Genomic DNA, 18,263 nt, shown 5'->3' with positions numbered 1-18,263 from the left:
ATCATTCGAGCGTTGTTGCTTTCGTTTTCTTCTGGAGTTGACCGCTTTTCAGCTTATCTTTCAGTCGATAGCTTTGGCCGCTGATTTGGGCGATATGCGCATGGTGAAGCAGCCGATCCAGCATCGCTGCCGTCAGTGTCTCGTCATCACCAAACGTTCCGGACCACTGCGTAAACGGCAGGTTGCTGGTCAGGATCACGCTGCCTGACTCATACCGTTTAGCGACTACCTGGAAGAACAGGTTCGCCTCCATTTTACCGAACGGCAGATATCCCACTTCGTCGATGATCAACAGCTTAGGTTTACCTACGACGCGGTTCAGGTAGCCCTTCAGGTCACCCTGACGATGTGACGCCATCAGTTGCAGCATCATGTCGGCGGCGGTAATGAACCGAATGCTTAAACCCGCCATCGCGGCCTTATAGCCAATGGCGGTCGCCAGGTGCGTTTTGCCGACGCCAGAAGGCCCGAGCAGGACAACGTTCTCCTGACGTTCGATAAATGTCAGACCCGCCAACTCCTGGATCTGACTTCGTGGAACGCCACTGGCATAGGCGTAATCGAACTGCTCCAGTGTTTTTATCACCGGCAGGCCTGATAACCGCAAAATGGTCTGGCGACGCCGTTCGTTCTGGCCATCATGCTGGAGCTGCAAAACGGCTTCCAGGAAGTCGGCATGCGTGCCGCTGTTGTCGATGGTCGCCTGTGCCACACCCGGCCACTCTGCCGGCAGGCGGTCGAGCTTGAGTTGCTCGCAGAGCGCGGCAATACGATCATGTTGAAGGTTCATGCTGGCACCTCGAGCAAGGCCTGGTACGTTGCCAGAGGATGTTGCAGGCTCTCGGTCGGCACCGGACGCTGGCTGAGCGCTGGGACAGGTGCAGGCAATGCCAACGTGACCTTCGGTAACGGCAATAGCGCAGCACGCTCGCGCGGCATGCGCTGCTCAGGCGGTACGCCTGTGGTGCCATGCACTCGTGTGTTCGCGACGGTGACCAGCCACTCGCCGATGCGTGTGTTGGCAGCAGGTACATCCAGTACCAGCCCGGCCTGCCGGAAGGTCGCGGTAAGAGGCACGATAAAGCTGTTCTTGAGGTAATGGTTAAACCGCTCAACCTTACCCTTGGTCTTGGCGCGATAGGGTCGGCAGACCTTGGGAGTAAAGGCATACTTCTCGGCGACGTGCATCAACTGCGGGTTCCAGCGATGCTTACCGGGGCCGTAGACATCGCGCTCAATGATGATGGCCTTGGCGTTGTCGAACAGCAGCTGATGCGGCGTCCCGCCGAAGAACCTGAGCGCAGACTCAATGCCGTCACACCAGGCAGCGGAGTCCTGGTTGCTGTAAAACTTGACGAAAGTCGCGCGGCTCCAGCCCAGCGTGGCGACAAAGGCCAGCAATGGGTTATGACCGAGTCTGATGATGGTGAAATCAACTTGCATCTGAAAGCCAGGCTCGGTCTCGAAGCGTGTTACCTCTTCAGTGACGGGCTGCTTAATGGGGTGCAGGAAAGCGGTCAGCATGCTGTAACCACCCTCGTAACCACGCTGACGGATCTCGCGCAGCAGCACACTGGCGGGGATCCAGAGGGGGCTGGCCGCGGCCACCCGCTCAAGGGTATAGGGCTTGGACGGGTCAAGCTTGCAGGGTCTGGGTGCGCGAGGCTTGTAGCGCATATCCGCTACGGGCAGCGGGCTACGAATATATCTGCGAACGGTCTCACGAGAGCATGAAAGCTGGCGCGCGATGGCGCGTATCGACATGCCCTGACGGTGTAAAACACTAATCTCCACTCTGGTCTCCAATGTCATCATTGGCAGTGCCTTAAAACTGCCATTTTTACCCTAGGTGGGTCAGATTTACATCGGCAGGTGGGCCAGTTTTACATCGGTAGCGACATCAGGTGGCTTTCAGGGCAGCCTGACCGGACGTGAGAACGTGAAATTCGTGGCACGTTTGTATGCAAAAAAAGAAGAGTTAAAAGAGAAAGTCGCGTTTGTCGAAGAGTTCGCTGAATTGGGCAAATATTTCGATATGCCGATTAAGACCTATTCGTCTGGCATGAAATCACGACTCGGTTTCGGCCTGAGTATGGCATTTAAGTTTGATTATTATTTAGTGGATGAAGTTACGGCGGTTGGGGATGCGAGATTTAAGCAGAAATGTGCTGAGTTGTTTAAGGCAAGGCATTCAGAATCGAGCTTTTTGATGGTTTCACATAGCTTGAATTCGTTGAAGGAGTTTTGTGATGTGGCTGTTCTCCTTGAGGACAACGGGATCGTAAATATTATTCCTAATATATCACATGCGATAAAAAAATATAACAACCAGAATGGAATATCTTAATCCATGATAAATCTTCCTTAATCAAATTCAGAACTAGAAAAGAATAATATTTAATGCAATGAGAGAGATACTATGAGTAAGCTAAAAAAAATGATTTTCAAACCTGGTGTTTTTTTTAGGGATGCACTTGTTAAAAGGTATCCTATAACAGTGCCTGACGGCCTTAACCAAATCACTTTAAATAATAAAATAAAAGAAAAAACATTAATAAAAGATATTGATGAGAATAAAAGAGTTTTTGATTCTGGGGATCTGGCTGTCGCCTTCCCAATTGATATGGTTTTTACATGGGTCGATTCAGAAGATCCAAGCTTTATAGAAGAGTTTAATAAATACGCGCCAATTGATGCACAGAAATCAGCAATATCTAATGCTGCACGATTTAAATCTCTTGATGAGCTAAGATATGCTTTACGCTCGATATTTGAATATGCCAACAGGGTCAATAAAATATATATTGTGACTAACGGACAATCTCCGAAATGGTTAAACATCGAGCATCCAAGAGTGAGAATTGTTAGCCACAAAGAAATTTTAGATGAGAAATACTTGCCAACATTTAATTCTCATGTAATTGAAAGTGCAATCCATAAAATTGAGGGTTTATCTGAGCATTATATATATTTCAATGATGATATGATGTTATTAAGGAAAATCAATCCGGAATATTTTTATTCTGGATCTGGGCTGGCATTTATGTTTACTTCAAAAGTAAAACTATCCAGGACCCCTACTAATACTGTTTATGATTCAGCTACAGAATGGGGTGCGAAAAATGCTCGTAGATTAATATTTTCTCAATATGGCATTTATGTTGACCAAATGTTTGCTCATACATTCTATCCTCAATTAAAGTCTGTCGCAATAAAGTGTGAAGAAATGTGGCCCGAGGAGTTTGACTTATGTCGAAAAAATAAATTTCGGTCAATAAATGATTTATTATGTACTGGTTTTTTATTCCCTCATGTTGCTCATATAACAGGAAAATCAATTTTTACTAAAACAAGGCTTTTCTATTTCAATATTAGAAAAAGAGTTGCGCTTGATTATTATCGTATGTTAAAAAATAAAAAAGGCAAAGAATCAATTCCATATTCAATGTGCCCAAACGACCGATCTTCAGATGATGGGAAAGGTTTTGAAGACTATGATAAGCATTTAAAAGAAGCTCTTCAATCATTTTATGACATACCTTCACCTCTAGAACTAAGCTCTTCCCCCAAATCAACAAAGTCACTAGATAAGGTTGTCAATTAATAATGGACTCGATTAAAATTATTGAAAGTACAGTAAAAAAAATGTTTTAGTGGTTTTTTCTTCACGTCATACACCAAAAGGGAAATTTACTTTTTCAAAAAAATTAGATTCTGTTCCTGCATCAAAAATATATATAAATGACTTCAGTAATAAATGGTTTATACATGGAACTTCTGAGCATCCTAGTTATGAAGCTTTAATAAATTTTCTTAAAGAAAAGATAAAAGATCTTCTTGGTAAAGGAGGAAAGCTTTGGATACTCGGTGCAAGCATGGGTGGATATGCTGCATTAAAATATGGGGCGGATTTACAAGCTGATCGGATTATTGCATTCAGCCCCGAAAGTCATTTAGGGATGAAATTCTCAAAGAGTTTAGTAGATTTCCCTACAGGTGAAGCTCTTGATGAAGATATTTCATTATTAGAATATAGTAAAAAAACTCAAATTATAGTAGTGAGTAATAACGGAGATCTGATAGATTATTATTCCGCTAATAAGCTCAAGAACAATATAAGAGAATCAAAAGTATACATCCTTAATAATTACAAACATAATATTTTAGGCGAATTGAATAAAAACCATAACATTGAACAATTACTTTATGAAATGATTTCGAAAGGCTCCTCAAAAGGCCTATCACATATACCAAAATCAAAAACATATGATAATGAGAAAATTGATAGATTAAAAGAAATAAACGAAAATTACATTAGTAATAAAGAAAGCAGTGAAAGTTATATACCCTTCCTAGAAAAAATGATTAAAGCATCACCTAATTGGGGTTATATAAATTATCTTTATGCTATATGTTTAGATAAGAATGGATTTAAAACAGCTTCGATGAAATATTATGAACAATGTTATCAACTGACTCCATATCTGGGAAGACCTATTATCAGATTAGCAGAGCTATATTTCTATAAAAAGGAATACGATACAGTTTTATTATATCTTGAGCCTTTCTGCCGAACTAAGTATAATATTAAGAACCTATCCCAAAAGGATTTTATTCCAGACAATGATGCTGCAAGCAAAATGCAGCATCGCCTCGTAGTTTTCGACTTTCTTCTCCCATCGCGTCAGTATGCGGCGAAAGCGATTCATCCAGCTATGCGTTCTTTCCACAACCCAACGATGAGCCCTGAACTCGCTGTTTTTAATTGCCTCAGACTCCTCTTTCCCCGACTGGATATGAGGTTCATAACGACGAGCTTTCAAACAAATTTCCACCCATTCAGCCTCATAGCCTTTGTCCATACACAGATGCAGCCTGCGACCCGGCCTGCCGGTCTGTAGCGCGTCCAGCGTATCTTCAACCAGTTTTAGGCTTTGTTGAATAAATCGAACTTTTGCTGAGTTGAAGGATCAGATCACGCATCCTCCCGACAACACAGACCGTTCCGTGGCAAAGCAAAAGTTCAAAATCACCAACTGGCCCACCTACAACAAAGCCCTCATCAACCGTGGCTCCCTCACTTTCTGGCTGGACGATGAAGCGACTCATGCCTGGTATGAGTCGGCAACGCCTTCATCACGGGGAAGACCTCAGCGCTATTCTGACCTTGCCATCACCACCGTCCTGATGATTAAACGCCTGTTCCGGCTGACCCTGCGGGCTGCGCAGGGTTTTATTGATTCCATTTTTGCCCTGATGAACGTTCCGTTGCGCTGCCCGGATTACAGCAGTGTCAGCAAGCGGGCAAAGTCGGTTAATGTCTGTTTCAAAACACCCACCCGGGGTGAAATCGCACACCTGGTGATTGATTCCACCGGGCTGAAGGTTTTTGGTGAAGGCGAATGGAAAGTCAAAAATCACGGCAAAGAGCGCCGTCGTACCTGGCGGAAGCTGCATCTGGCCGTTGACAGCAGAACACATGAAGTCATCTGCGCGGACCTGTCTCTGAACAACGTCACGGACTCAGAAGCTTTCCCGGGTCTTATCCGGCAGACACACAGAAAAATCAGGGCAGCCGCAGCAGACGGCGCTTACGACACCCGACTCTGTCCCGATGACCTGCGGCGCAAGAAAATCAGTGCCCTCACCCCGCCCCGAAAAGGAGCGGGTTACTGGCCCGTAGAGTACGCAGACCGTAACCGTGCAGTAGCGAATCAGCGGCTGACCGGGAGTAATGCCCGGTGGAAATGGACAACAGATTACAACCGTCGCTCGATAGCGGAGACGGCCATGTACAGGGTAAAGCAACTGTTCGGAGGTTCACTGACGCTGCGTGATTACGATGGTCAGGTAGCAGAGGCTTTGGGCATGGTGCGTGCGCTGAATAAAATAACGAAGGCTGGTATGCCAGAAAGCGTGCGTATTGCCTGAAAACCCGGTCAGCTACAGAGTCACTCGTCCTGAAGCTGATTTATTCAACAAAGCCTATCCAACCATATAACTAAGAACCTATCCCAAAAGGATTTTATTCCAGACAATGATGCTGCAAGCAAAATGCAGCATCGCCTCGTAGTTTTCGACTTTCTTCTCCCATCGCGTCAGTATGCGGCGAAAGCGATTCATCCAGCTATGCGTTCTTTCCACAACCCAACGATGAGCCCTGAACTCGCTGTTTTTAATTGCCTCAGACTCCTCTTTCCCCGACTGGATATGAGGTTCATAACGACGAGCTTTCAAACAAATTTCCACCCATTCAGCCTCATAGCCTTTGTCCATACACAGATGCAGCCTGCGACCCGGCCTGCCGGTCTGTAGCGCGTCCAGCGTATCTTCAACCAGTTTTATGTCGTGGGTATTTGCCCCTGCGACAGCCAGCGAGAGCGGAAGCCCGTTCCCGTCGGTCATCAGGCTCCGCTTTACTCCCTGCTTCCCCCTGTCAGTCGGGTTGCGACCTGTTTTTTTGAGCCTGCAAGGGGCGATTTTGTCATGCAGCCATCCATCGACAACCATGACCAGTCAATGGCATCCCGCTTCTCGCAGGCAAGCAGCCCGTTTTGCCAGAAGCGTTCAAATACTCCAGCATCCCGCCATTCCTGAAAGCGGCGGTGGGCTGAGCTGGATGAGCAAATATCCGTGGCATTCAGGGCATTCCATTGGCAACCGGTTCTGAGCACAAAGAAAATGGCGTTCATTGCGGCACGATTATCAACACGTCTACGATGCGTGCCCAGCGGATGGTGGGTTTTATGTTCCGGGAGAAGTGGAGCCATTTTCTCCCAGAGTTCATCGCTGATCTGCCACTTGTTGCCCGCCATACTTCGCCCTCAAAAATTGCCATTATTTACGATCTGACAATTCCTTTTGGGATAGGTTCTTAGGCAGGCATCAGACTAAGTATTAAACCTTTTAAGTTAGGCTGTGTCCCTTACATTCTGAGCTATAGCAGGCTATGTGGCAGCCTTTGCCGCCGTATTCTTTTTGCTTGACAATGAGCCGGAGCAGGGGATTTTCTGGAGGTATGATCCTGCTTATCGAAAAATACGAACAGGAGCACTATCCGATTGAGGCGCCCAATCCGTGCGATGCATTAAAGGAGCAGATGTAAGCGTCATATACAGAGCGCATTGACGCTTATTTAGATGTGATATCGACCTTCCACGGCAGCAGATCGCTCAGCCGGTTCACTGGCCAGATAGCGCAGCCATGGCTCCGCGCCGTTCAGCCGACAGGGGCCGATCAGTGAGTACAGTACAGCTGCCCTTTCCCCACCCGCATATGAACCGGCGAACAGTCAGTTTTTTCGACCCAGGGCAACACCACGCAGCGCGTTCTCCGCGAGGTTATTGCCAGCCGTTGCTGCAGTACAGGTTGAGCGCGTCCCATTGTTTCAGCAAGTACGCGAACGCCTTCGTTGTACCCGGGTGCCGAGACAGCACCTTTATCTGCGCCTGTATCTAGTCGCAGAGCGACTGCATCAGCGGAACGGTCTGCTCTTTTCGTTCCGCCAGCCGCTCGTCTGCCGGGCTGCCGCGTTTTTCCGCCTCGATGGCATACAGTTTTCCGATGCGCTTCAGCACTTCGGTTGTGATGTCGGTCGGTGTGCGGGAATGCTTTTCCGGCCCGGCAAGTACGCGAACCACACCGCCGGTAGTAGCTGCGACCCCGCGTTGCGGTCATTCCGCACGTAGACCTACCACAGCCGGGCCGTCCGGTTTTTGCCGCTGCCCGGCTCCTGAACCGGTACCGGGATATCGTCGGTATGTTCCTTGCCCAGCATCAGCACGTACTGCCGCAGCAGGTCATACAGCGGCTCCAGCAGTTCGCTCACCGCGCCGGGCCAGCGTCCCAGCGTGGCACGGCTCAGCTCCACGCCCTGGCGGCGGTATATCTCCGACTGACGGTAATGAGGCGTGTGTTCCGCGCACGTCGCCGTGACGATGCGCGCCAGCAGGCCAGCTTTGGACGCTGCGTTTCGATAACCTTAAAAGCGCTGCTGATAAGTTCCAACTGCTCTGCTATCTCCTCCTGCAGGGTGCTGATGCGCTCCTCAGCCTCGCATACCTGGCGCTGCGTTTACTCACGCAACTTTTCGGAGTTTTTGCTGAACTGCATACGCTGCAGCTTAGCAACCAGCGCCTTCAGGCGGTTAATTTCGCTGGTGTACACCGCCACCCGCTGCAAGAGTAGAAGTTTATATTCTGCCATTTTGCGGAGGGTGATCTGCTGCGCCCTGAGCCGGGCGTTTTCATCAGGGTACGAGCTGTCCATAGCCTCACTTTACAGCAGGTTATATGCGTATTCCAGGGCGTTCCGTCCGCTGCGGATGGGTCCAGTTAATGCCTTCCAGCAGCATGGACAGTTGCGCTGGCATTCCGTCGCGTGTCACCGGCCAGATGAAGCGTCCCCGCTCCAGGCGCTTAGTGAACAGGCACAGACCATCACGGGCAGCCTACAGCACTTTTATGATGTCGCCGCGACGACCGCGGAAGATAAACAGACGACCGCTAAACGGGTCATCCAGTAACGTGTTTTGCACCCTGGAAGCAAGGTCATTGACGCTGTTGCGCATGTCCATCACGCTGGCAACCAGCCAGTTGCGTGAGCCTGCGGAGGGGGATATCACCAGTATCGCCACTGTCAGCCACTACGGTCGTATGCTGTTTTAACGCCTCTAACTGGTTCATCTCTTCACTCCATAACGAGAAAATAAGGCGGCAACAGAGCGACAGGCGCACTTTTTCCTGCGAAAGCAACGTCGCAACGCCTGAAACAGGCGAAGCCGTCAGACGGCTTCGCATGAAGATGTGAGGGGGCTTATTTTGCCTGGCACGCCTGTTCGTAATAATCGATTTTTTCCACTTTAGCGGTAGAGCCGCCACCTTCAAATTCGGACGCCATCCAGGCATTGACGATATTTTTTGCCAGCTCCGGACCAATGACGCGCGCACCCATTGTCATGATCTGGGCATTATTACTCTTACGCGCACGTTCGGCTGAGAAGGTGTCATGGCATTGTGCAGCGCGTACGCCCGGCACTTTGTTCGCCACGATGGCCACGCCGATCCCGGTGCCACACAGCAGAATGCCGCGATCGTGTTTGCCATCTTTAACGGCGTTAGCCAGCGCAAAGGCGACATCGGGATACATAGGACGCTCATTTTGCGCATCGTTGCTGTAATCCAGCACGTCGAATTGTTTCTCTTCTAAATGACGTTTGATCACATTTTTCAGTTCAATGGCCGCATCATCGGCACCAATTGCGATTGTTTTCATCGTTTACTCCAGTAGGTTACCCGGTTCAACCCGCCTATAGCGCAGGTCAAAAGATGTTCACCCCTAGCCTGCCACACCTCCGCTCATATGTTCAATAGTTGTTCATTTGTTTTTTGCGGCTCTTTTGCTTACCTTCCGGCTGGAAACCCCTTGTGTGGCCTGCTTTGCCACTGAAAGGGTGACATGAATCCGAAAAAAAATTTGTTTTGGATCATTTGAACGGTTTCACAGTTTTAACAAGTGCAGTTGAGGGATGAGCAATTATACGTGTAGTGTTCATTTGTTCGCGCAGTAATACCAATGCACAAGAAGACCCGCCGAGGACTCGAACATGCGTTACAAAAATCTTACATGTACCTGTACCGACAATGCGTACTGCGTATTGCCAACACCAACGTTCTTTTATCGCGCCCGTATCGGAGATGCGTCATGACCCAGGCAACAATGGCAGCGGTTGAACAATCCGCTGTTCGTAAAATTTCCTGGCGACTGGTTCCGTTTGTCGCCCTGATGTTCTTCATTAACTTCCTTGACCGAACCGCGATTTCTTTCGCCGGTCCCAACGGCATGACGCAGGATTTAGGGCTGACGGCGGTGCAGTTTGGTCTGGCATCCGGCGTATTCTTTATTGGCTACATCCTGTTAGAAGTGCCGAGCAACCTGGCGCTACATCGCTTCGGTGCGCGTCGCTGGCTGGCGCGGATTATGATCAGCTGGGGCATTGTGTCACTGCTGTTTACCTGGGTAAGCAGCGTGCCAGGGTTATATGGTCTGCGCTTGCTGCTGGGTATTGCCGAAGCCGGTTTTTTTCCAGGGGCGATTCTTTATCTGAGCATGTGGGTTCCGGCTCGCCATCGCAGCAAAATCCTGTCGCTTTTCTATCTCGCCCAACCGCTGACCGTGGTATTTGGTGCGCCGCTAGCGGCGGCCTTTATTGAGCAGCATGGTTTGTTCGGACTGGCGGGCTGGCGCGTGATGTTCCTGGGCGTTTCTATCCCGGCGATCCTGATCGGCATTATGGCCTTGCTCTGGCTGGTGGATTCGCCGCGCCAGGCGAAATGGCTGACCAGCGAAGAGAAAACCTGGCTGACCAATGAACTGGAAGCGGAGAGCAATGCAAAACAGCAGAAAGGCCATCAAAGTTTGCGTTCCGTCATGGGCAATGGCCGCGTATGGATGCTGTGCCTGATCTACTTTGGTTTTATTTATGGCCTGTATGCGCTGGCTTTTTTCCTGCCAACCATCATCGGTGGCTTCCAGCAGCAGTTTGGCATCACCTTTAACGTGATGCAGAAAGGAATCATTACCGGTGTGCCCTATCTGGTTGCTGCGGTCGTGATGTTCTTCTGGTCACGCGATGCGTCACGTCGCGGTTGTAAAACCTGGCATATCGCTGTTCCCGCCCTGGCAGGCGCCATCAGCGTGCCACTGGCGCTTTATATGGATTCGCCATTTACCACCATTCTGGTGATTGCGATTACCGCCAGCTCAATTTTTTCCGCCTTGCCGAACTTTTGGACCTTGCCTACGCAGTTCCTGACAGGGGCGTCTGCCGCTGCTGCCATCGCCCTAATCAACACCCTGGGCAACGTAGCGGGGTTCTCGGCGGGCTATATCACGGGCGCGCTGCACGACGCGACGCAAAGTTACACCGTACCGATGTTTGTGGTAGGCGGATTTATGCTGCTGTCAGCTGTGCTGATGCTCCTGTTAAACCGTAGCCGCCAGATTCATCCGACCTCTTTAGCACAGGAGCAATAACAATGACCTGCCTGTTTAACCAACCTTCAGCCTTTGCCTCCGAACTGATCGAAGGATTTGTCGCCGCAAACGCAGACAAAGTGCGGCAGGTGCCGGGCGGCGTAGTACGCAGTACGCGCAGCCAACCGGGCAGCGTAGCGGTTATTGTCGGTGGTGGCTCAGGGCACTATCCGGCATTTGCCGGATTAGTCGGGCAGGGGCTGGCGCATGGTGCGGCGATGGGGAACCTGTTTGCTTCGCCTTCCGCACAGCAAATTTACAATGTGGCGCGTGCCGCGGATAACGGCGGCGGCGTGTTACTGATGTTCGGCAACTATGCAGGCGATGTGCTGCATTTCGGCCAGGCGTGTGAACGTTTGCGCAGCGAAGGTATTCCTTGCGAAGTGCTGGCGGTTACCGATGACGTTTCCAGCGCCAGCGCAGATGAAATTGAAAAGCGTCGTGGTGTGGCAGGTGATCTCACGGTATTCAAAGTGGCCTGTGCGGCGGCAGAAGCGGGCCACGATTTAGCCAGCGTGTTGAAAGTGGCAAGCCATGCCAATGATCGCACCCGCTCATTTGGCGTCGCGTTTTCCGGCTGCACTTTGCCGGGTGCGTCCCATCCGCTGTTTGAAGTGGGAGAAGGCCGCATGGCGCTGGGCTTAGGCATTCACGGTGAGCCGGGGATTAAAGAAACCGACGTACCGACTGCAAATGAGCTGGCCGAGATTTTTGTGGATCGCCTGCTTAGCGAACTGCCGCAGGATATTACACAGGCGGAAGGTCAGCGCGTGGCGGTGATTCTCAATGGTCTGGGAACGGTAAAATACGAAGAGTTATTTGTTGTCTATCGTCGTGTTGCCCAACTGCTTGAAGCAGCAAAACTACAGGTTATTGAGCCCGATGTCGGCGAATTCGTCACCAGCTTCAACATGGCGGGCGCATCATTAACACTGATGTGGCTCGACGATGCGGTAGAAACCTTCTGGCGCGCGCCCACAAATGCCCCGGCTTATCGTAAAGGCAGCGTGATTGTCGCCGAACAGCTGGCGCCAGCGGAATGCGTGGAGCAGGCGCAGGAAACCTTGCCGCAGGCGAGCGCTGAATCGCAGGCAAGCGCCCAACGCGTGCTGCAACTGCTGGAAGCGGTAGCGAAAATGCTGCAAGCCAACGCTGAAAAACTGGGAGATATTGATGCGGTAGCGGGCGATGGCGATCACGGCATTGGCATGGAACGCGGCGTTTTGGGCGCGGTAGAAAAAGCGCGTGAAGTTGCCAGGCGGGGAGCCGGAGCGGGAACGCTACTGTGCCGCGCCGCCGATGCCTGGGCAGACAAAGCGGGAGGCACGTCCGGCGCGTTATGGGGCGTAGCGCTGACCGCGCTTGGCACGGCGCTTGGCGATCAACAACAACCTGATGCACAGCGCGTCGCCAGTGGCGTGCGTCACGCACAGGAAGGCATTATGCACTTTGGTAAAGCCAAAGTGGGCGACAAAACCATGGTCGATGTGCTGGTGCCATTTGCCGACAGCCTGAACGATGCCGTAGCTAAAGGCGAATCACTGACAGCCGCATGGTTACAGGCAGCGAAAATAGCCAATGAAGCAGCCCAGGCCACCGCGCAGTTACTGCCCAAAATGGGCCGCGCCCGTCCGCTGGCAGAAAAAAGCCTCGGCACGCCTGATGCGGGGGCCATTTCTCTGGCGATGATCGTCGATACAGTGGGAAATCTACTCAACGATAACGCGACCGCAGATCAAGGAGTATAAGCATGTCTCAACCTGCCATTTGGCTGGGCGTCAGCCTGAAAATGTACTTCGGCTATCAGCAAACGCTGACATGGTGTCGCGATGTCGCCGAGCTGGCGCGTCGTCATCCAGCGATCGTGAGCGGTGAAATCGGACTGTTTGTTCTGCCTGCTTACCCGGCGATCCCCGCTGTTGCGGAGATTTTTGCCGACACCCCGGTACGCTTTGGCGGACAGGACGTTTGTCAGGCCGAAAACGGCGCATGGACCGGCGAAGTCAGCGCCAGCATGTTACAGGAGCTGGGCTGTTCGCTGGCAGAAATTGGTCATGCCGAACGTCGTCGTCATTTTCATGAAGATAAAACGCAGATCGCCGCCAAAGTGGCAATGTCGTTACGCCATGGTTTGACGCCGGTATTGTGCATTGGTGAAGAACAGGAAGGCGAACCCGCCCAGGCGATTGCACTTTGCCAGCAGCAGCTGGCCGAAGCGTTAGCCAGTGCGGAACAGCAGGGGCTGCGCGGCAGCGTATTTTTTGCCTACGAACCGCAATGGGCGATTGGCGCGCCACAACCCGCGCCCGACAGTTACATCCGCACGGTATGCGCCGGTTTAGGTGATTTACCGACCCCCGCCGGGATCGATTTGCAGGTGATTTATGGCGGCAGCGCCGGTCCTGGCCTGATTCAACGGCTGGCAGGAGACGTTGATGGTCTGTTCCTTGGCCGTTTTGCTCACGATCCTGACGCGTTGGCGCAAATTGTTGATGAAGCCAGTGCGCTGCTCAGGGAGACCCCATGAGCCGTATCGGACTCAGCACTTACGCTTTTTTCTGGCGTATGTCATCGCAGGTGCCAAACCCATTAAGCCTGGCGCAGATGCTGGAGCAAACGGCAGCGCTCGACGTTTCCGTGTTCCAGATTTGTGATTATCCCGCCATTGAAAGCTGGACAGACGCGCAGCTTCAGGAGTTACGTCAGCAGGCAGACGCGCTAGGCATCACCATTGAACTGGGTACGCGTGGTTTGGGTACTGAGCATCTGCAACGGTATCTGCATATGGCGCGCATTCTGGATGCCCGCGTTGTGCGTTCGATGTTCTATACCGCCAGCCATCGCCCTTCGCTGGAAGAGGCTGCACAGCTGATTGAAGCTATCCTGCCCCAGTATGCGCGTCAGCAGGTAAGGCTGTGTCTTGAGACTTACGAACAGGTTAAAACCGCCGATATGATGTCGGTGATCAACCAGTTCCCGTCGCCCTGGCTGGGGGTATGTCTTGATCCCGCTAACTGCGTCGCCGGGCTGGAATTGCCTGAACAGGTCATTGCCAACACCGCCGCGCGCGTCGGCAATTTACATATCAAAGATTTCGCTTTTTCCCGTCGGGACGGTTGGGTGGGTTTCACCTACGCCGGTTGCCTGATGGGAGAAGGCCTGCTCGATTACGACCGGATGATCGCCAGCGTGCGACCGGCGGAAAAGGGCATCAATCAAATCGTCGAACACTGGTTACCGTGGCAGGAAGAGGCAGACCTCACCTGCCAGCGTGAAGCCGAGTGGACACTTCGCACCGTGGAATTCTTACGTAGTAAACAAGCTCAGGAGTAATAACAATGAATCCCTTAAAAACCATTACCGTGATTGGCGCAGGCGGCAAAATGGGCATGCGCATCTCTGCTAATTTCCAGAAAAGCGATTATCAGGTTTTTTACTGCGAGAATTCCGCCAGTGCGCAGGAGCAGGTCACAGCCCAGGGCCGTGAACTCTCCGATGCGGCTTCTGTCGTGCCGTTGAGTGATGTGGTCATTCTGGCCGTGCCGGATATTGTGCTGGGCAAAGTGTCTGAAAGCGTCGTGCCACAGATGAAAAAAGCGGCGGTGCTGTTAACGCTTGATCCGGCTGCGGCCTACGCTAATCTGATCGCGCATCGTGAAGATATTGATTACGCAGTAGCGCATCCTTGCCATCCTTCGGTATTCCTTGATCGTTACACCAAAGAAGAGCACGCCGATGCTTTTGGTGGCGTAGCGGCAATTCAGCACGTTGCGGCGTCTTATGAAGCGGGCAGCGACGAACAGAAAGCAGAACTGAGCAAAGTCATCAGCGTCATGTACGGCCCGGTTGAAACGGTACACTGGGTAACGGTAACGCAGCTGGCTTACCTTGAACCGACGCTGGTCGAAACCGTGGCCTGTATGGTGGGTGCGTTTATGAAAGAAGCGCTGGATGAAACAGTTAAGCACAGCGGTGTGCCAGAAGAGGCCGCCAAAGCGATGTTGTATGGCCACATACAGATCGCACTGGCAGTGGCTTTCCGCGCCACCAACCCCTTCTCTGATGCCTGTATGATCGCCATGGAATATGGCCGCGAGAAGATTGTTAAGCCTGACTGGAAACAGATCTTCGATCAGAAAGAGCTGGATATTGTGATTGCCCGTATGCTGAAAATTGATGCCATTCGTCGTTAATCTGTAATATTAGCGCGGCTCAAAGAGTCAATACCTGGCGATTTGAGCCGCATCAGTGATATAAATCCCCTCCGGAAACGCCTGTGCTTAGTCAGGTAACTCGTTGCGAGACAGATAACGCATGGAAAAACACACGCTCTCTCAGGATTCCGAACTGCTGACAGAAATTGCCGTTGCCTATTATCAGGATGAAACTACTCAGGAGGAGATAGCGCGTAAATTTGGCATTTCACGTATCAAAGTTGGACGACTGTTAAAACGCGCCAGAGAAGAAGGCATTGTTGAGATTAACGTGCGCTACCATCCGGTATTCAGTACCCGTCTTGAGCAACAGCTTCTTGATCGTTTTCCTCAGTTACAACGTGCGCTGATTGCCCTGGATCTACAGGATGACGATGAACAACGTCGTCAGGTGGCGGCGTTGGTGTCTACCTATCTTGAGCAATCGTTAAAAGAGAGTTCGGTCGTGGCTGTCGGGCAGGGACGTAATGTCGCAGCGGTTGCCGATCATCCCGGCCAGGTGCCTACGCGTAACTGCCATTTTATCAGCGGCATTGGCGGTACACATCGTCCTGGCGATGCGATCAATGCGGACCACATTAGTCGGCGACTGGCGAAAAAATTTGGTGGCATCAGCGAAACGCTATATGCCCCTGCCTATGTTGAAAATCGTGCGCTAAAAGAAGCCTTTATGCAAAACGGCACGATTAAAGAGACCCTTGACCGCGCACGCAAAGCGGATATTGCGTTGGTGGGTATCGGCGACATGAATGAAAACAGCTATATGGTGAAGCTGGGCTGGTTTACGCCGCATGAAATTATCGACGCCAGCCTGAATCAGGGCGTAACCGGCGACGTGGCAGGCTACGACTTTTTCAATTCTCAGGGCCAGCATGTTGATACGGTGATGAATGACCGGGTGATTGGGTTGAGTATTGATGAGTTACGCAAGATCCCCTGCGTGATTGCGTTAGCTTCAGAGAATACTAAAGCGCTGGCGATTCTGGGGGCGCTGCGGACAGGCGCGATAGATATTATCGCTACCACCGCACAGAATATTCGGACCATTTTAAATATGACGCAGTAGTTTCAGCGCGCCGCATTCTCTTTTCCTGGCTTCCCCCGTCTGCAAATAAAACCGGGGGAAGGGGATAATGTACTGATCTGTCAGGCTTCGTCTAGCGAATACGGCAGTGGTTGAATGGTCAGTTGACCGCCTTCATCACCCTCTACCCGTAAAATGCTGTCTGGCTCAAGATCGTTATTCATCACTACCTGCACCCAGCAAACGCCATCGTCCAGCTGCACCGCTGACAGCACCGTACCGGTGCGGCGCCAGCGCTCGCCCATCTGCAATTCCAGCGAGTCATTTGCTACCGGAACATGGCTGGCCTGACCTGCCAGCCAGTAAAGCGCACGCTTGTTAGCACCGCGATATTTAGCGCGCGCCACCATTTCCTGGCCGGTATAACAGCCTTTCTTAAAGCTGATGGCATCCAGTGCATGCAAATTAGTGGCTTGTGGAATCAACTGTTCGCTGGTAGCCGCATCAATTACCGGAACGCCCGCTTCTATATCCAGCGCCAGCCATTGCGTGCTGTCATTCAGCTGCGCATCGTTCGCCAGCTTTTGTTGCAGCGCCTGCGCCTGCGCCAGTGTCGTCACCAGTAAGAAACGCTCAGCGGGATGCTTAAACCACAGCAGCGTGGTTTCACCCTGCTGAACCACGGGTGTCTGGTCGTCTGGTAGCGTATCAAACAGGTTAGCCAGCGCTGCGCGCGCCTGAAATCCGGCTACGCCCAGCAGCACCGCATCATCGTCAGCGGTTAGCGTCACCTTTGAAAATACGGCGTATTTTTTTAGCGCCGTTAACTGAATGTCACGTAGTTCGCGACGCACCAGGTAAGCGTAACCCTCTCCACGATGAAACAGGCGCAGGTTACTCCACATTTTGCCTTTCGCATCACAGTGTGCTGCCAGCGAGTGATGCGCTGCATCCAGTCCGGCCACGTCCAGCGTTAGCTGACCCTGCAAATAGCCGGTGCTGTCAGCGCCATAAACCGAAACCAGCGCCCAGGCTTCCAGGGAAATCAGCGTTAAAGGCAGACGTGACGATGCCGCAGGTTGGCGCGGTGGTAAGGTAAAAGTAGGCATGGAGGTATCCTGAGTTGAAAGGTTCATCCGAAACAATGTTATCAATGTTAAAAGAGCCGTGAAGCATTGCAACCTGTTTACCAAAAACGGCGCACAAATCGCGTTACTGCATTGAAAAGGGTTAGGTTTAATTGCGGCCTGTTGCACAGCATTGTGCAGAGCCCCTGCAGTCTGATGTAATCCAGGTTACACTAGCCGCCATTGTTTGAACTGTGGAAACTGATCGATGGATATTCATGATAAATCGCGTATTCACTGGGCTTGCCGTCGTGGCATGTTAGAGCTGGATGTCGCGATTATGCCGTTTTTCAAATACGAATATGACAGCCTGACTGACAACGATAAACAGGTGTTTATCGCTTTATTGAAAAGTGATGACCCCGATCTGTTTAACTGGCTGATGAACCACGGCGAACCGGCTGACCCAGAACTGAAGCGGATGGTACACCTTATTCAGCAGCGTAATCATGAACGTGGCCCAGTGGAGATGTAATTTGCGTCCTTCGCGCCGCGCACGCCAGTTTCACGGCATGGTGCTCAGCGGCGCGATGGCGTTTGTAGTATTAATGCCTGCCCATGAAAACGCATTGATTTTAAAATTAATGCTGTTAGCGCTGATGGGCTGGGAAGGCTGGCGTAATGATAGGCGTTTAGCCCGGCGACGCGGCTGGCTACAGCGTGAAAGCGCGCAAAGCTGGCGTTGGCAGGGAGTAAGCTGGCAACCGCAGCAGCCGCTGCTGTGGTTACCTGCTGCTGTGCTGCTGGTAGGAAAAAATGCGCAGGGCGAAAGGTTGCGGATGTGGGTAAGACAGGACAACATGCAGCCCGCTGAATGGCGCGCGTTACGCGCCTGTTGCCTCCGGATCGGCTGCTGTTAATGCT

15 protein-coding genes and 4 pseudogenes are annotated in these 18,263 nt (G+C 51.5%); 11 read left to right on the top strand and 8 right to left on the bottom strand.

Features of this window, described 5'->3' with window-relative positions; all coding sequences use genetic code 11:
* Window position 1: 1 nt before the first annotated feature.
* Together istB and istA are read right to left on the bottom strand one after the other, a co-directional pair.
* Complete coding sequence (gene istB, locus H2P46_RS16335; protein WP_193403211.1) at window positions 2-790, bottom strand: IS21-like element helper ATPase IstB; 789 nt, start codon at window positions 788-790, stop codon at window positions 2-4.
* Complete coding sequence (gene istA, locus H2P46_RS16330) at window positions 787-1,815, bottom strand: IS21 family transposase (RefSeq protein ID WP_193405970.1); 1,029 nt, start codon at window positions 1,813-1,815, stop codon at window positions 787-789. Before istA ends, istB begins: the two co-directional genes overlap by 4 nt.
* A gap of 76 nt (window positions 1,816-1,891) precedes the next feature.
* Here istA and H2P46_RS16325 point away from each other — a divergent pair.
* Both H2P46_RS16325 and H2P46_RS16320 read left to right on the top strand, forming a co-directional pair.
* Window positions 1,892-2,347 (top strand): annotated as a pseudogene (locus tag H2P46_RS16325) (ABC transporter ATP-binding protein); the annotation flags it as partial.
* Window positions 2,348-2,419: 72 nt separating this feature from the next.
* Window positions 2,420-3,604, top strand: a complete 1,185-nt coding sequence (locus H2P46_RS16320; RefSeq protein ID WP_193405969.1) for a Stealth CR1 domain-containing protein — start codon at window positions 2,420-2,422, stop codon at window positions 3,602-3,604.
* A gap of 991 nt (window positions 3,605-4,595) precedes the next feature.
* Here the strand turns inward: H2P46_RS16320 and H2P46_RS23035 are convergent.
* Window positions 4,596-4,931 (bottom strand): annotated as a pseudogene (locus H2P46_RS23035) (transposase); the annotation flags it as partial.
* 31 nt (window positions 4,932-4,962) lie between these two features.
* Here H2P46_RS23035 and H2P46_RS16310 point away from each other — a divergent pair.
* Window positions 4,963-5,931, top strand: coding sequence for an IS5 family transposase (locus H2P46_RS16310; RefSeq protein ID WP_193405968.1), 969 nt, complete (start codon window positions 4,963-4,965; stop codon window positions 5,929-5,931).
* A gap of 78 nt (window positions 5,932-6,009) precedes the next feature.
* Here H2P46_RS16310 and H2P46_RS16305 read toward each other — a convergent pair.
* The 4 genes and pseudogenes from H2P46_RS16305 to rpiB form a co-directional block, all read right to left on the bottom strand.
* A protein-coding gene (locus H2P46_RS16305; RefSeq protein WP_193403474.1) for an IS5 family transposase occupies window positions 6,010-6,815 on the bottom strand; the annotation gives its coding sequence in 2 pieces (ribosomal slippage) (window positions 6,010-6,462 and window positions 6,465-6,815; 804 coding nt in all).
* A 316-nt stretch (window positions 6,816-7,131) separates the two neighbouring features.
* A pseudogene (locus tag H2P46_RS16300) lies at window positions 7,132-8,268 on the bottom strand (IS66 family transposase).
* A 19-nt stretch (window positions 8,269-8,287) separates the two neighbouring features.
* A pseudogene (gene tnpB / locus H2P46_RS16295) lies at window positions 8,288-8,623 on the bottom strand (IS66 family insertion sequence element accessory protein TnpB).
* Between the two features lie 191 nt (window positions 8,624-8,814).
* Window positions 8,815-9,273 (bottom strand): ribose 5-phosphate isomerase B, encoded by a 459-nt coding sequence (rpiB, locus tag H2P46_RS16290; protein ID WP_193405967.1) that lies wholly within the window; start codon window positions 9,271-9,273, stop codon window positions 8,815-8,817.
* A gap of 429 nt (window positions 9,274-9,702) precedes the next feature.
* On the opposite strand from rpiB, the gene H2P46_RS16285 reads away from it, so the two are divergent.
* The 6 genes from H2P46_RS16285 (at window position 9,703) to H2P46_RS16260 (ending at window position 16,314) form a co-directional block, all read left to right on the top strand.
* Window positions 9,703-11,034, top strand: a complete 1,332-nt coding sequence (locus tag H2P46_RS16285) for an MFS transporter (protein WP_193405966.1) — start codon at window positions 9,703-9,705, stop codon at window positions 11,032-11,034.
* A gap of 2 nt (window positions 11,035-11,036) precedes the next feature.
* On the top strand, window positions 11,037-12,782 hold the full coding sequence (locus H2P46_RS16280; protein ID WP_193405965.1) for a dihydroxyacetone kinase family protein: 1,746 nt from the start codon (window positions 11,037-11,039) through the stop codon (window positions 12,780-12,782).
* A 2-nt stretch (window positions 12,783-12,784) separates the two neighbouring features.
* Complete coding sequence (locus tag H2P46_RS16275; RefSeq protein WP_193405964.1) at window positions 12,785-13,561, top strand: triose-phosphate isomerase family protein; 777 nt, start codon at window positions 12,785-12,787, stop codon at window positions 13,559-13,561.
* Window positions 13,558-14,367, top strand: coding sequence for a sugar phosphate isomerase/epimerase family protein (locus H2P46_RS16270; protein WP_193405963.1), 810 nt, complete (start codon window positions 13,558-13,560; stop codon window positions 14,365-14,367). Before H2P46_RS16275 ends, H2P46_RS16270 begins: the two co-directional genes overlap by 4 nt.
* Window positions 14,368-14,372: 5 nt before the next feature.
* The gene (locus H2P46_RS16265; RefSeq protein WP_193405962.1) at window positions 14,373-15,227 is read left to right on the top strand and encodes a phosphogluconate dehydrogenase C-terminal domain-containing protein; all 855 of its coding nucleotides are present in this window, start codon (window positions 14,373-14,375) and stop codon (window positions 15,225-15,227) included.
* A 121-nt stretch (window positions 15,228-15,348) separates the two neighbouring features.
* Window positions 15,349-16,314, top strand: a complete 966-nt coding sequence (locus H2P46_RS16260; protein WP_193405961.1) for a sugar-binding transcriptional regulator — start codon at window positions 15,349-15,351, stop codon at window positions 16,312-16,314.
* 80 nt (window positions 16,315-16,394) lie between these two features.
* On the opposite strand, the gene ygfZ is transcribed toward H2P46_RS16260, so the two are convergent.
* Complete coding sequence (gene ygfZ / locus H2P46_RS16255) at window positions 16,395-17,381, bottom strand: tRNA-modifying protein YgfZ (protein ID WP_193406026.1); 987 nt, start codon at window positions 17,379-17,381, stop codon at window positions 16,395-16,397.
* A gap of 226 nt (window positions 17,382-17,607) precedes the next feature.
* Here ygfZ and sdhE point away from each other — a divergent pair, with 226 nt between their 5' ends.
* Both sdhE and H2P46_RS16245 read left to right on the top strand, forming a co-directional pair.
* Window positions 17,608-17,874 (top strand): FAD assembly factor SdhE, encoded by a 267-nt coding sequence (sdhE, locus tag H2P46_RS16250; RefSeq protein ID WP_193405960.1) that lies wholly within the window; start codon window positions 17,608-17,610, stop codon window positions 17,872-17,874.
* 1 nt (window position 17,875) lies between these two features.
* Window positions 17,876-18,259, top strand: a complete 384-nt coding sequence (locus tag H2P46_RS16245; RefSeq protein ID WP_338103650.1) for a protein YgfX — start codon at window positions 17,876-17,878, stop codon at window positions 18,257-18,259.
* Window positions 18,260-18,263 lie beyond the last annotated feature (4 nt).

The sequence above is a fragment of the Mixta mediterraneensis genome, assembly GCF_014946725.1.
Taxonomy (GTDB): Bacteria; Pseudomonadota; Gammaproteobacteria; order Enterobacterales; family Enterobacteriaceae; genus Pantoea; species Pantoea mediterraneensis.
The sequence above is the reverse complement of the archived record's forward strand: the minus strand, read 5'-3'. Positions and strand labels throughout refer to the sequence as shown.